General features: G+C 28.2%; 17 protein-coding genes. 2 read left to right on the top strand and 15 right to left on the bottom strand.

The genetic code is table 11. From position 1 onward, the window contains the following. Positions 1–25: 25 nt before the first annotated feature. Positions 26–961: an alpha/beta hydrolase gene (locus CNEONATNEC86_RS05020; RefSeq protein ID WP_058294159.1), complete on the bottom strand. Its 936-nt coding sequence runs from the start codon at positions 959–961 to the stop codon at positions 26–28. A gap of 184 nt (positions 962–1145) precedes the next feature. Further along, entirely contained in the window at positions 1146–2111 is a 966-nt protein-coding gene (locus CNEONATNEC86_RS05015) for a tRNA dihydrouridine synthase (RefSeq protein ID WP_058294158.1), read from the bottom strand. A gap of 552 nt (positions 2112–2663) precedes the next feature. Here CNEONATNEC86_RS05015 and CNEONATNEC86_RS21185 point away from each other — a divergent pair. Together CNEONATNEC86_RS21185 and CNEONATNEC86_RS05010 are read left to right on the top strand one after the other, a co-directional pair. After that, positions 2664–2810, top strand: coding sequence for a hypothetical protein (locus tag CNEONATNEC86_RS21185; RefSeq protein ID WP_172437841.1), 147 nt, complete (start codon positions 2664–2666; stop codon positions 2808–2810). 23 nt (positions 2811–2833) lie between these two features. Then, positions 2834–3043, top strand: a complete 210-nt coding sequence (locus tag CNEONATNEC86_RS05010) for a cold-shock protein (protein WP_058294157.1) — start codon at positions 2834–2836, stop codon at positions 3041–3043. Positions 3044–3194: 151 nt separating this feature from the next. On the opposite strand, the gene bsh is transcribed toward CNEONATNEC86_RS05010, so the two are convergent. From bsh to CNEONATNEC86_RS04945, 13 genes are all read right to left on the bottom strand, one after another. Further along, complete coding sequence (bsh, locus tag CNEONATNEC86_RS05005) at positions 3195–4184, bottom strand: choloylglycine hydrolase (protein WP_058294156.1); 990 nt, start codon at positions 4182–4184, stop codon at positions 3195–3197. Between the two features lie 64 nt (positions 4185–4248). Next, entirely contained in the window at positions 4249–5565 is a 1317-nt protein-coding gene (locus CNEONATNEC86_RS05000) for an amidohydrolase (protein ID WP_058294155.1), read from the bottom strand. Positions 5566–5851: 286 nt separating this feature from the next. Beyond that, positions 5852–6898 carry an ABC transporter substrate-binding protein gene (locus CNEONATNEC86_RS04995; protein ID WP_083498724.1) on the bottom strand — a complete coding sequence of 349 codons (1047 nt, stop codon included), beginning with the start codon at positions 6896–6898 and terminating at the stop codon, positions 5852–5854. Positions 6899–6925: 27 nt separating this feature from the next. Beyond that, a complete protein-coding gene (locus tag CNEONATNEC86_RS04990; RefSeq protein ID WP_058294154.1) occupies positions 6926–7957 on the bottom strand; it encodes an ABC transporter ATP-binding protein in 1032 nt (343 codons plus the stop codon). A 28-nt stretch (positions 7958–7985) separates the two neighbouring features. Further along, the gene (locus CNEONATNEC86_RS04985) at positions 7986–8768 is read right to left on the bottom strand and encodes an ABC transporter permease (protein ID WP_058294153.1); all 783 of its coding nucleotides are present in this window, start codon (positions 8766–8768) and stop codon (positions 7986–7988) included. Position 8769: 1 nt separating this feature from the next. Next, positions 8770–9600: an ABC transporter permease gene (locus CNEONATNEC86_RS04980; RefSeq protein ID WP_159135619.1), complete on the bottom strand. Its 831-nt coding sequence runs from the start codon at positions 9598–9600 to the stop codon at positions 8770–8772. A gap of 583 nt (positions 9601–10183) precedes the next feature. After that, a complete protein-coding gene (locus tag CNEONATNEC86_RS04975) occupies positions 10184–10465 on the bottom strand; it encodes a hypothetical protein (RefSeq protein WP_058294151.1) in 282 nt (93 codons plus the stop codon). A gap of 33 nt (positions 10466–10498) precedes the next feature. After that, positions 10499–11341 carry a PTS system mannose/fructose/sorbose family transporter subunit IID gene (locus CNEONATNEC86_RS04970; RefSeq protein ID WP_058294150.1) on the bottom strand — a complete coding sequence of 281 codons (843 nt, stop codon included), beginning with the start codon at positions 11339–11341 and terminating at the stop codon, positions 10499–10501. 1 nt (position 11342) lies between these two features. Continuing rightward, the gene (locus CNEONATNEC86_RS04965; protein WP_058294149.1) at positions 11343–12191 is read right to left on the bottom strand and encodes a PTS mannose/fructose/sorbose/N-acetylgalactosamine transporter subunit IIC; all 849 of its coding nucleotides are present in this window, start codon (positions 12189–12191) and stop codon (positions 11343–11345) included. A gap of 18 nt (positions 12192–12209) precedes the next feature. Next, a complete protein-coding gene (locus CNEONATNEC86_RS04960; protein ID WP_058294148.1) occupies positions 12210–12704 on the bottom strand; it encodes a PTS sugar transporter subunit IIB in 495 nt (164 codons plus the stop codon). A 13-nt stretch (positions 12705–12717) separates the two neighbouring features. Further along, positions 12718–13146 (bottom strand): PTS sugar transporter subunit IIA, encoded by a 429-nt coding sequence (locus CNEONATNEC86_RS04955; protein WP_159135618.1) that lies wholly within the window; start codon positions 13144–13146, stop codon positions 12718–12720. Positions 13147–13443: 297 nt separating this feature from the next. Further along, positions 13444–14250: a Cof-type HAD-IIB family hydrolase gene (locus CNEONATNEC86_RS04950; RefSeq protein ID WP_159135617.1), complete on the bottom strand. Its 807-nt coding sequence runs from the start codon at positions 14248–14250 to the stop codon at positions 13444–13446. Further along, positions 14250–15011, bottom strand: coding sequence for a DeoR/GlpR family DNA-binding transcription regulator (locus tag CNEONATNEC86_RS04945; protein WP_058294145.1), 762 nt, complete (start codon positions 15009–15011; stop codon positions 14250–14252). The genes CNEONATNEC86_RS04950 and CNEONATNEC86_RS04945 overlap by 1 nt, the downstream gene beginning before the upstream one ends. Between the last annotated feature and the right edge of the window lie 126 nt (positions 15012–15137).

Below are 15137 nucleotides of genomic sequence, written 5' to 3'. Positions count from 1 at the left end.
TGAAAATTAGTTTTGATTAATTTAATTATGCATTCTTACTATTAACTTTATCTAATAACCAAATTGAAATATCGTTCATTACTTCCTCTTTATTATCTTCATTCAATATTTCATGGCGTTTATCTTTATAAAGTTTATATTTAACATCCTTAATTCCATTATTCTTTAGTTTTTCATATAAATTCATTATTCCTTTCCCAAAGAATCCAACAGGGTCCATATCTCCAGCTAATATATATATTGGCAATTCATTCGGTATGGATATAAAATTTTTCTCATTATGAATTTCCTTAAGTCCTCTTAAAAGATCATAATAAAATGAGGAAGAGCACACAAATCCGCAATGTTCATTAGCAATATATTTATCTACTTCGCTATCTACACTGCATAACCAGTCATAAGGAGTTCTATTGGGTTTAAATTTTTTATTAAAATTTCCAAAAGATAATTTATCCATAACTTTACTAGTATGTTTTCTTCCAAAAAGCTTAATTTCTAATCTAGATATTAATATTCCAAATGGTGTTAATTTAGTTGGTTCTCCATTACTTCCTGATAGTATTAATCCATCTATGTCTTTTCCATGTAATTCTACAAATCTTTGACTAACAAATGATCCCATGCTATGTCCAAATAAATAAATTGGTAACCCTTTATTCTCTTGTTTAGCATTAGAAATTAATTCATATAAATCTCTAACTAACCAATCAAATCCTTCATTATCAGCTATATATCCTAAATCTTCTTTTGTCCTTGCAGTTAATCCATGTCCTCTATGATCATGACCATATACAATAAAACCTTTATCATTTAAATATTCTGCAAATTCATCATATCTTAGTACATTTTCTGTCATTCCATGAGATATTTGTACTATTCCTATTTTTTCATCTTTAGGAATCCATTTGTATACATTTAATTCAATACCATCACTATCCTTAAATTTAAAGTTTTCTCTCATATTTTCACCTCATATATTAAATATATCTTCATCCTGTCGAATTATGTTTGATTATATCAAATCCAACTTAATTGTACTAGCAAAATTCTCTTTGTTGCTATTTATTAAGAAGCATAGTAAATCGTATTATATTTTATTCCAAATATATGTCATGAACTTTTTTTGCTGATTAATATCAATCATTTTAATATCTTTTACTAAATAAGCCTGCTCCTTCTATAATTTTTTGTTCCATAAACAAATTCGCAATTTCTTTATTATAATCTATTAAATTTTGCGCTTGCCTTATTTTTTTAATATAGTTCTTATTATCTGAAAACATATAAATCATATATGACCACAACTCTTTCATTTTAAATAAAGCACCTGTTTCTTGTGGAAATAATTCTATATATTCATTCAAAATATAATCATGAAACTTTTTTAAAGTTTTTTTATCTATATTGATATTATTCTCAATTTCATTTATTAATCCTGGATTCGCTAATATTCCTCTTCCAATCATAATTGTATTTACACTCGGAAAAGTTTCTATTAATTTGTTATGATTTTCTACGGTAAAAATATCACCATTATAACATACTTTATTTGTGCTTAAAGATAATGCATCTTTAAATACTTCTAAGTTAGGTTTGTTTCCATAAAAATCTTCTCGTGTTCTAGGATGAATAATTAATTCTTCCAAAGGATATTTATTATATATTTTTATAAGTTCATAAAACTCTTCTGGTCTATCTTTTCCTATTCTCGTTTTTATAGAAATCTTCATATTATCTATTTTAAATATTTCATCTAAAAATTTATCTAATTCATCCCTGTTTGCTAGAAATCCTGCGCCTCTCCCCTTCCCAACCACTGTTCCAGAAGGGCATCCTAAATTCAAATTAATTTCATTATAACCTAACTGCTTTAATTTATTTGCAGTTATAATAAAACCTTCTGCATCATTAGTTAGTATTTGAGGAACTATATTTAATCCTTTATTATTTTCAGGTTGAACATCTATTAGTTCTTTAGTTTTTAAACTTTTGCTTTCGTTTGGAATAATGAAAGGCGTAAAATATTTATCAAAACTAGGAAAGAATTTTGCATATGAATTTCTATATATGTATCCTGTGATTCCTTCCATTGGTGCTAAATAATATTTCATTTACTGGCTCCTTAAAATTTATATAATATTTACTTTTATTATAATATCATTACTTGAAATTATCTTCTACTTAAATGTTAGCTGAGTTTCCTTGGCATATACTGCTTGGTGAGGTACAAACTTAACATTCTATCCCATATTAATCTACTAATAAATATGTTTCCTTAACCAGAGAACCAAAATCTGCGATTTGGTGTGAAGCGCTTATACCTACGAATGTATATGAGTAGGTATTTCCTCTAAAAGAATTCCTTCTAACCCTCATAAAATAAGAAAAGATCCGTATTGCAGCATAGCCGCTCTTTTTATGGGTGCATATTCTTATATTCTTAAGAATATATCTTCTAAAATTCTTAAGTTCTTAAGATCTAAAATTCTTAAATTCTTATATTCCAAAGAACTCATTTTGCTAACTTAATATTTTCTCAGTAATTTTTTTAGAAAAAACTATTCATAGTACTTGTTAATTTTTTAAAATAATTTGAAATTTAAATAAATTTCGTTATTATGGATAATCTAATATAGTAATACTTTTCAAGGAGGATACAAATTATGAGCGATAAAAATATTCAGTCTAATGTAGATGTTACTTTTTCAGATCCTGCATCACCAAAATATAGCAAAAATATAAAGAATAAGGCACATGAAAAAAGTCCTTATGGAGAAGCTGAACCTTCTACAGGTACTACTTATAAATAAAATATTTAAAGGAGATAATATATATGTCTAATATAACTGGTATTGTTAAATGGTATAATAAAGAAAAGGGCTATGGATTTATTTCATGCAATGATGGAAAAGATGTTTTTGCACATCACTCACAAATTAAAGAAAAAGGACCTGAAAAAGATTTACATGAAGGAGAAAATGTAAGCTTAGATATACAAGATGGTCAGCGTGGTCCAATGGCTATAAATATACAAAAATTATAGCTTTATAAAAGAATCGTTTAAACATAATACTTAATTAATTTTATTAATTAAAATAAAATAACTTCAGCCCAATATTATTAGGCCTGAAGTTATTCAATTATATAGTACAAACAAAATATTTACTATTTTTAAATTCAATTTTCAATATATTCTAATTTTCATAATTGATGTCTAGAGTATCCCTATAATTGAATATTTTTATTTCTTTCGCATCTAAATATTCTTTATTCATATCTATTGCATTTATTCTATTATTATAATATGTATTATAATAATAAATTCCTTTCTGCTGACACATGCATGAAGTATAAAGAGTTATATCATTTTTCCCTTTTTGGGTCCTTACGGCACCATTTACCATAGCTACATTATTCAATATATGAAAAAACTCAATTATTCCACGTTCTAAATCACTAACTGTATTAATTCTAGATTTAAAAAATGCTGTTCTCACAAATCTAGATACCGTAGAAAAATCCCCAGGTATCCCCATAGAGCCCAAACCTTGCCCTAAAGGAGTTAATTCTTGATTATTCCATACTGTATTTTCTGGCTGAAGTGAACTAATGCCCATATACTGTCTTAAATTAGTTATATGCCAGTCAAATGTTGGAGAATTAGTTAAAACTCCAACTTTATTTTCGTAAACACTCAATTTCTCTTTTGTTTTTTCTATTACTATAGAATTTCCATCTTTATCTGATACCATCCAATGGAGAGTTGGTAATGGAGTAAATTCATTAAATGGCTTTTTAACTATATTTACATTTTTAATTTCTTTTCTAACCTCATCTACAGTTTCAAAATTAGATAATATCCAAAGTATTAAATCATATGGTGCTAAATTTATTTTATTAGGGATTACTTTATCCTCATAATAAGCATATCCAGGAAAGTTTAATCCTGCACAAGCTAATCCTTTTTCATTTAATCCATCTGCAAATGCTGGATACCCTTCAAATAAAGTTCCCATGCCTATTATTGCATATTTAGTTTTTTTCATTTCACCTGTTACATTATCTTTATAAGCAAATTTTCTAGGTACTAAATGTATCGATTGATTAAATGAATATTCTATATCCATATTCCTGCCAAATAGGTTATATCCATCTTTTGTTTCTAATGCTAATGCTGTACACATACTACTTTCCTCCGAATAATTTATATATTTATTATTTTAATCTAATAAAATAAAATTTATTCATCTATAAATTCTTAGCAACATCATATATCTTTTTCTTTAATCCAATTAATTCATTTCTTATAAAATTTAAATCTCCGCTGACTAATTTCTTATTTCTTACAACAATTTTACCATCCACTAGCACAGTATCAACATTTGCTGGATTAGCAGAATATACTATAGATGCATAGTAATCATATATTGGCTGCATATTTACTGATTGAGTTTCTATTAATACTAAATCAGCTTTTTTCCCTTTTTCTATTGAACCAATCTTTTTATCTAATCCAAGGACTTTCGCCCCACCCATTGTTGCCATTTCAACTAACTCTACTGATGGAAGCACTGACCTATCATTTGAAAATAATTTATGTATCTTTCCAACTAAATTCATTTGAGTAATTATATCTATTGTATTTCCACTCATAGGGCCATCACTTCCAAGTCCTATATTTATCCCTTCTTCTCTCATTTTTAAAATAGGAGCTACCCCTTTTGCACCCTTTGCATTTGCGCCAATATTATGAGATACTTTAACTCCTCTCTCTTTTAAAATATTTATATCTTCATCATTAACTAATACACTGTGGGCTGCTATAAAATTTTCATCTAATATTCCTAATTTATCGAGATATTGAACTGGTGTTAAATTATATTCTTTTACATACTTATCATACTCATAATCCATTTCAGCTACATGCATAGTTAATGGTACATTATATTTTTTGCTTAATTCATAAGCTTTTTTTAATGATTCATCATCATTAGTATATGGAGCATGTGGCGCAATGCCTGGTATTATTAAAGAATCATCTATCCATTTTTCTATAAATTCTTTTGAATACTCTAGTCCACCAAAAGGCTCTTTTGAATCTGGGGCAGGAAAATTTATAACTGATTCACATAATACTCCCCTAATGTTTAATTCCTTTGATGCCTTTGCAACTTCATCTTCAAAGTAATACATATCGCAAAATGTAGTTACTCCCCCTAACAGCATTTCACATATTGCATATTTTGCACCTATATACACTAATTCTTTATTAACTAGCTTTTGCTCTAATGGAAATAAATATCTTTTTAATCTATCTTTATAATCATCAGCTAAGCTTCTAAATGGAATCATAGATGCATGAGTATGACAATTAACCATTCCTGGAATAAGTATTCCTTCATCACCATCTATAACTTCAGCTTCTTTATATTTTTCTCTTATTTCATTATTTCCTACTTCTAATATTTTGTCATCTCCTATTACTACAACACCATTTTCTATAATATCTCTATTTTCATTCATAGTTAGTATTGTTACATTTTCTACTGCTTTTATATTTTTCATATAATAAAATCCTTTCTTTAATTTATACCACCTAATATCTTTAAAGCGCTACTTCACAATTAAAACTAAAATTGCAACTAAGTTTCTTAAATAATTATACTAGCTGTTATCTTTATTTGTTCATTTATAATTCAAGCCATTATATTTAATTCTATATAATTATTATTAATTAATCTAATAATACCGTTTTTAAAATTAAATAAAAGGTGCCTGCATCGCTTTCTGCAAACACCCTTTATTTATCTTTGTATTATTTAGACAGTAAAACTATATTATTTCCTTTAAATTAGTTCATTATTCTATTCCAAGTATCTAACCAAGTACTCATTTGCGAATTAATGTATTCAAAGTTTAGTACTTTTGCATTATCAACAACTGATCCATAAGTTAAATTTTTAGCTTCTTCATCAGTTAATTCTACTTTTGTATTTACTGGTGATTCACTTAAAGCTTTAGCTGCCCTTGCTTGAACTTCTTCACTTAATGCATAATTTATAAATTCATATGCTAAATCTTTATTTTTTGAATTCTTGTTTATATTTATAGTATTAAAGTTTAAGTATGTTCCGCTTTCTGGTACTACATATTTTACTTCAGGTTTTGCTTTAGCAATTGTTTCATAAGCAAAATTTGCTGATACAGCTGCTACTATTTCACCACTTGAGAACATGTTTGCAAGGTCTGATGATTTGCTATATGTTTTAACTACGTTTGGCTTTAACGCTTCTAACTCTTTAAATGCAGCTGCTCCATTATCACTTTCTAAATCTACTCCAGCTTTTTCTGATGCCATGGCAACAATTGCAGGACCATTAGTTGTTGTTATATCTGGTATTGCAATCTTACCTGCAAGTTCTGGTTTCCATAAATCCTCAAATGAATTAATTTCTACTCCTGCTGAAGGATCAACAACAATTCCTATACTATTTAATGTATAAGCAGGACCAAATCCTCTTTCTACAGTTGTTTGTGCTTTTTCATTTAAAAGCTCTGCATTAGAAACCTTTGAGTAATCTATTTCTTCAAATAATCCTGCTTCTATTCCTTGTTCAGCAAATGATTCTGCAAGGTATATTAAATCTACATTTGAGTTTGGATTGTTTTGAAGCTTAGTTAATCTTTCTGAGTTGTTTCCTATTTCTAAAACTACATCCACTCCATACTTTTCTTCAAAAGGCTTAAATACATTTTCATTTAATAAGTCTTCACTTAATCCCCATGTTGATATAACAAGTTTCTTTCCAGATTCATTTGATGATGCGTTGCCACATCCTACTAATGTTGTTAAAGTTAATGTTCCTAATAATATTGCTGCTAAACTCTTCTTTATCATTTGTAATTCCTCCATTATATAGACTTATTATACTAATACTATTTTATTACTTGGTAATTCTAATGTTATTTTGTCCCCTTTATCATAAACAGCTGTGTTTTCACCATTAACTATGATATTTCCAATTGAAGTTTCAACTTCATACTGATAAGACTTTCCAAGGAATGTTCTTATTAATATAGTTCCTTCAATAGTGTTTTCTTTTTTAGAATCAACTATCTTAATATCATCGGGTCTTATTGTACCTTTTACTTTTTCTTTTGTATTGCCTTTATTTACATTAAATATTACTCCAGATTCATCTTTATAAACATTATCTGAAATCCTGCTTAAGTTTATGAAATTTTCAAACCCTACAAACCTTGCTACAAATTCTGTACTTGGATTTGAATATATATTTTCCGGTGTATCAAATTGCTCTATTACACCTTTGTTAAGTACTGCGACTCTATCTGATATTGAAAAACATTCTTCCTGATCATGAGTTACAAATAAAGTTGTTATTCCAAGCTTTTGTTGAAGTTTTCTTATTTCAACTCTCATTTTTAATCTTAATTTTGCATCTAAATTACTTAAAGGCTCATCTAAAAGTAATAAACTTGGTTCTATAACTAAGGCCCTTGCTATAGCAACTCTTTGTCTTTGTCCTCCTGATAATTCCTTCGGATATCTTTTAGCTAAGTGACTCATATCAACTACTTCAAGCATTTCAGAAACCTTTTTATTTATTTCATCTTTACTCATCTTCTTCATCTTTAATCCAAATGCCACATTTTCTTCAACTGTTAAGTGTGGAAATAATGCATAGCTTTGAAATACCAATCCAAAGTTTCTTTTATGTACAGGCATCTTTGTATAGTCTTCATTATCTAACATGAATTTACCACCAGTTGGCTCTATGAATCCTGCTACGACTCTTAAAGTTGTTGTTTTTCCGCATCCACTTGGTCCTAAAAGCGAAACAAGTTCTCCCTTTTTTATTTTTAAATTCAGGTTTTCAAGTATATTATTTTTGCCATCATATGATACATCTATATTTTCTAACTTAATTAAATCCATTTTCATCCTCCGTAATTTTAGCTTATTTTTATGCTACAAATTTACCTAGACCTAAAGTCTTTTCTGCTACAAACATAACTCCAATAGTTATTATCATTAATAATACTGATAACGCTGAAACTGTTGGGTCATAATTATATTCCACATAATTCATCATTGTTATTGGCAGTGTGCTAACTCCAGGTCCTGTCAAAAACATTGATACTGGTACATTATTAAATGAGTTAATAAAAGCTAACATAAATGATGCAATTATTCCTGATGTTATATTAGGAATTACTACTTTAAAGAATGACTGAACCTTAGTACATCCAAGGCTTACAGCTGCTTCTTCAATAGAGTAGTCTACTCCTTCTAAACTAGAACCTACAACCCTTATAATATAAGGCACTATTACTAATGTATGACCTATAAATAAACTAAGATATATTGGTAATCCTAGCTTTACAATAAGAAATTGGAATAAGGAAAAACCTACAACTATTCCTGGAACTATAAGTGGTGAAAAGAAAAAACTTTTTAAAGCACTTTTTCCTTTGAAGCTTCCCCTGCTTAAACCATAAGCTGCAGGAACACCTATAATAAGCGCTATTAATGTTGATATACCTGATATAGTAAAACTAATGCCCATACTGCTCATAAAACTATCTGAATTAAATACATTTAAAAACCACTTTATTGAAAAACCTTTAGGTGGAAATGCTATGTAATTTTCTGTTCCTATACTTGTCATAGCTATTATAACTAGTGGAGCAAATAAGAAAATATATACTAATACAACGAAAATACTTAATAATTTCCCTTTTTTCATATTATGAAACACCTCTCTTATCCATTTTTGATGCTAAGAAATTAATTCCTTTAATAACTATAAGAGTTGTAACTATCATTATAGTTGCTACTACTGCTGCTCCTTGCCAGTCACCAAGAGTCATTGTCTTTTGATATATAAGAGTTGCTAAAACAGTATTTTTATTTCCTCCTAATAATTGTGGCGTAGTATATGCAGTTAAAGAACCTGTAAATACTAAAACTTTTCCAACAATTAATCCTGGTAAACTTAATGGAAATACTACTTTAAAGAAAGCTGTAACTTTATTTGCACCTAAACTTTCAGCTGCTTCTAATAAATCTTTTTCTATATTTTCCATAACACCTATTAGTGAAATAATCATTAGTGGTAAGAATATATATACTGTACCAATTATTATTGCGCCTTCAGTATATAACAAAGATAATGGTTCATTAATTAAATTTAGCTTTAATAATATGTTATTTATAACTCCATTTTTTCCAAGTATACTCATCCATGCAAATGATCTAACAACTGAGTTTGTTAATATTGGGAAAACAGTTAAAGCTATAAATAAACCTCTAAACTTTTGAGATGTTCTTGATATGTAATATGAAACTGGTACTCCTATAATCATACATATGATTGAAGATACTAATGATATTTTTAAAGTTCTATAAAATATATTCATCATATATTCATCTTTAAAGAAATCTGTATATAATTTCAATGAAAAACCGCTATCATCATTAAAAGTTGGAATTATTGTTCCAAGAAGTGGCGTTATCATGAAGTATAAAATCAATATTAAACATGGTATAAACAGAAAATAAATCCATTTCTTCTTCATTTGTTAAATCTCCTCTTTAAAATAATATTACGAACATTAATTTTATTTTACAAGTTAAAATACGTGTTTATTTTAAACTTTTCAAGTAATGCCTGTCAATATTTTTTGTAGATTTCTATCATATTTAAAAATTTTAATTTAATTTAGTTTTATTTAATATAAAAACATTTAAATAATTTTACCCTTAAATATAATTATTTTGTCAAAATTGAGCAGTATATATAATTAAATCATTATTTTTATAAAGATTCGCTAGAAAGGTTTTTAATATAAAAAAATCGCCAAGGCGACTTCCTAACTTTTTCCTCTCAAAGAAATAAATACATTAACAGTCAATAACTTTAATTAAAGTTATTATGAGCCGTCGATTTTTTTAGCGCATTCTGGATTTTCTGAACTTGCCGAAGAAAAGTCCAGGCGCATATATTTTATTCTTTAGGAAACTTTTCTTTTATCTTCTTCTAAATTACAAATTAAGTTATCCACATATTAAAAGATAATATAATTTCCTAAAGAATAAAAATAGACTATGTTTTAGTCTATTTACTAAAACATAGTCTCATAAATAAAATTCATATTATATTTATAGTTGTCCTACTATTTTTAAAATTTTTTTTACATTCTTTTCGCCATTTTTTATTCCCATATTAATAATTATTGATGAAATTGTACACACAATCATAATAATTATTCCTATAACTCCAAAAGCAAATTGTAATGTAGTTCCTTGAATTCCCCAACAAGCTATAACTAAACCTATAGTTGAAAATCCCATAAAGTTTCTAAGCCACTTTTTTAAATTTTTCAATACCTTAACTTGCTTATCAGCTTCATCTATTAACAATTTCTTCTTTTCATTTAACATATTATAGCCTCCAGCTCTGGATATATCTCTAAATTAGTATTGTAATCCAGGGTTAAAGAATCCTACAAGTACTCCTATAAATGCTATTACTACAAGAATAAGCATAACTTTTGTAGGTGACATTTTCTTTTTGCTCATTAAGAACCAGCAAAATATTACTGTTAATAGTGGCAATAATTTAGGGAAAATACCATCACATACATTTTGAAGATCAATAATTATCCCGCCTTCAGAATTAAACATTTTAAATGAGGTTGTTACACTTATCCATGATGCAGCAACTGCTCCTATAACTATTGTTCCAAGCATAATAACTGATTCACGTATAGCATTTGCTTTTTCACCAACTATAATCTCAACTGCTTTTCCACCTAATTCATATCCTTTGTAATAAAGAAATCTCATCCCTAAAGTAATAACTAAATTCCATACAACAATATAAAATATTGCACCTAATGGTGATCCATTTGTTGATAGACCTAAAGCTATACCTAATAATATTGGAATTAATGTACCTACAACAAGAGAATCTCCTATTCCTGCTACTGGTCCCATAAGTCCTGCTCTAATACCATTAATCATTTCTCCATCTATATTATCATCACCATTAGCTCTCGCCTCTTCAAGACCTGCTGTAATACCAACTACAACTGTACCTAATTGCGGCTCAGTATTAAAAAATGCTGTATATGTTTCAAGTGCTTCTTTTTGTTCTTCCTTTGTATCATATAAGTCCTCAATTATTGGAAGCATTGAACATAAATATCCGAATGTCTGCATATGCTCTTGAGAGAAACAAGTTAAATGTCCATAATACCAATTTCTAAAAGATTTCTTTAATGCCTGTTTAGATATTTTTTTATTACTTTCAGCCATTTTATATCTCCTCCTCATCATCATATACTGCATTTCCTCCACCGGAGGCTACTGGCTTTGCAATTTGAATCATCTTAATTTTATAATTAATTACAGCAAAGAAACCTCCTACTATTGCAGATCCAATTAAATTTACTCCCATAAATGCTGCTAAAATGAATCCAAATAAAAATGTAAGCATATCTGTTGCTTTATTTACAACTTGCTTTAATAATATTGCTATACCAACTGCTGGAAGCAAACTTCCTACAGTAAATAAAGTTTTCATAGCTAGTCCATCCATAGGCAATGTTGTTTTTATTATATCAACCATATTAGCACCCATCTTAGTGATAATTAATGTTGGGATAAAGCTAAAAAGTATGTGTGAAACCCAAGGTAATATCATATCTACAGCATAAAGTTTCTTGAAATCACCTTTTTCAACTGCTTTCCAGCCTATATGCTGCCATACTAAGTTCATAGTAGCAGTTCCATAAAAAAGTACTGTTCCAAGTGTTCCAACTGCTGCTCCTAAAGCTGCTGCCATTTGAGCAGCTTCAACTGTTGAAGGATCAATTCCAAGTCCTTTTATTGCTGCTATTGATAATGGAATTCCTATATAACTTATTGCACGAACATCAGCTGATACTGTTCCACCTGGTGTTACTAATGCTATATATATAACCTGAATAGCTGCACCAACCATAATACCTGTTGAAACATCACCAACTATTAATCCAACTATTAATCCTGCAACTAATGGTCTTCCTAAAGTATAGTTTCCTATTGCTGTACCTCCCATACCTGGCATACTTGCTAGACATGCAAGTAATCCAAATAATATTGCCTGAATCCAAGTAATTGTCATTTACACCATCCCCCTTTATTATTTAAATCCAAATTGACCTCTAAATTTTTTCCAATTTCCAATTGCTTCTTCTTTTAATAATGCAAATTCAACATTATAACCAGCATTCATAATCTTTTCTAAAGCTTCTGCTTCTTCTTGTGTAATTGATTGATTATTACCAAGTTTTATTGAACCTGGTCTATCATTACATGGACCTATAATAACTTCTTTAATTCCTGGTTCAAATTTATCATCTACTAAAATTTGAGCCATAGAAATTGGATCTTTTGTTATTAAAAAATAACGGCTTTTACTTTCCATTACCTTTTGGGATTTTTCTTTCCATTCTTCATGCGTCCATACAAAAGTCTTTTTCCCACTCGCACTTTTGTATGCTGCTTTTAATACAGGTGTATGTGCAGCTTTATCATTTACAGCTATTAGTCCATCACAAGGATATTCTAATGCCCAGCGTGTGCATGTTTGACCATGAATCATTCTATCATCTACTCTAATAAATGAAATTGACATAATTTATTCCCCCTTAAATATCATCATCATTTCCATCTGAATCTAATTCAAATTCTTTTATAGATTCTTTTGACTCTTCGATTAGTACTTGTTTAAATTCATCTTGTTTTAGAACATCTTTCATTAATACTGCATTAAGCGCTAATGATAAATTCATTCCACCAAAGACCATTGTGTTTTTTAACATATCTTTTTTACTTAAAACATTCAAAGTTGTTGTTAGTGGTGATCCACCTATAAGATCTGCAAGTAATATTATTTGGTCCTCTTGAGTAATTTCTTGAACTAGTTTCTCAACTTCACCTTCGAATCTCTCTACAGTCATACCATTAATTAAATTAGTGCTTAAAATATCATTTCTATCACTTCCAGCCATCATCTCTAACACGCTATGCAGTCCATTTGCAAAAATTCCATGACTTACTAATAACACATACTTCATATTTCATCCCTCCCCTTAAATATAAATTAAACATTTATTTGTTTGATTAAAGTGTAACAATTTATTAGAACGATTACATGTGTCTATAGTCATCGTTTTCATATTACATTTGTCATGATCATAATGATAAATGTAATATGAAAAACTTTTCTTCCCTATTATTCATCAAAGAATATACTATCTTCGTATTTAAAATATTATATTTCTTACATAATGTAGTTATAGATTTATCTTTATATAATAATTTAGAGTATAAAAATAGCCTTCTTAAAATTATAAGATGGCTATTTTTATATACTATTTAAAACTATATTTTTTTAATACTTCAAATATACCCTCATTGTTATTATCTAATGTCACATAGTCAGCTTGCATCTTTACTTCTTCTGGAGCATTTCCCATGGCATAACTTTTTCCAGTAGTTTTAAGCATATCTATATCGTTGTAGTTATCTCCAAATGAAATAGAATGTTTAATATTTATATTCATAGAATCACATAATATTTTAACAGCATCAGCTTTATTAGCTTGTCCATCCATTATTTCTAAATAAGTATCCTTGGACTTGTAAATTGAAAGCTCTGGATATTTTTCTTTTAATTTATTTACAGCCTCATTAATAATATCAGCATCTCCTATACATAGTATCTTATGAATTTCTTGATTATTTTCTAATACATCTGTAAGTTCTCCTATTATTGGAATTGCTTTAGTTATCTCACTTTCTTGAATGATCCACTTATTTTTTATATCATCAGCAATCCAATTATTATATGAATAGACACTGCAGCAAATATCTTTCCAGTTATCTTTTACATATTTTTTAACTTCAATGGCTTTACTTACTTTAATTCCCCTACTATCAATTATTTTGTTTTCTTCATCTATTATTAGACCACCACTATAACATACGATTGGTGATTTTATATTTAAAGCTTTTTGAACTAGATAAATACCTTCTGACATTCTTGCTGAAACCAAAACAAATGGTATACCTAAATATTCAAGTTCTTTAATTTTCTTATTAGTATTTTCGCCTATCTTATTCTCGCTAGTTAAAAGTGTTCCATCAATATCACTAAATACTATCTTACATTTATCCATTATATATCCTCCTCCAATATCTCAATCTCCACATTAGCTTCTTTTAAACTTTCTACAATTTCTTTAGGTGGCATTTTATTTGTAATTAGTATATCTATATCACTTAGTCTTGCTCCTTTAAACTTGCTAGTCTTTAAAAATTTACTATCATCAGCTACTACGCATACTAAATCTGATCTTTCTGAAACCTTCTTTTTAATATAAGAATCTTCTTGATCTTCAACATATATTCCATCTTTTTGAATTGCTGCAGCACCTAAAAACGCAATATCAAAATGAATATTTTCTATTTGTAATATTGTAGCTGCACCATAAAGAAATCTGTTATTCTTATTAAGTTTTCCTCCGAGTATATTAACATCACACTCTTTTTTATAAAGTCGTTCCATATTGTCTATTGAATGAGTAACCACATAAATACCATTTTTAACATAATCACATATCTCATTTAAGGTTGTAGATACATCAAGAAAACAAACCTGTTTGTTTTTTAAGTGATTTGAAGCTTTTTTAGCTAACTCTATTTTTACTGATGAATTCATATTGATTCTTTCCTTATAGTATCCTATTTCAGAAAACAATTCAGGTATTGTAATTCCACCATGTGTACGCACTGCCACCCCCTCATCAACAAGTTTTAATATATCCCTTCTTGCAGTATCCCTAGATATATTAAATTTCTCCATAATTTCTTGATTAGATAAACTCTTCTTTTCTCTTAATAGTTTTAAAATTTTGTATATACGTTCTTCTTGATACATTATTATCACTCCTTAAAAGTGCTTATATTTATATTAATATATTAAGCGTTTTTAAGTATTTTTTCAATATATATAAGTATTTATAAGTGATATATTGATTTAAATACGATTCTTTAATCATAATGT

The sequence above is a fragment of the Clostridium neonatale genome (genome assembly GCF_900465025.1).
Classification (GTDB): Bacteria; Bacillota; Clostridia; order Clostridiales; family Clostridiaceae; genus Clostridium; species Clostridium neonatale.
Note: the sequence above shows the minus strand (reverse complement) of the source record. Positions and strands in the feature narration are given on the sequence as shown.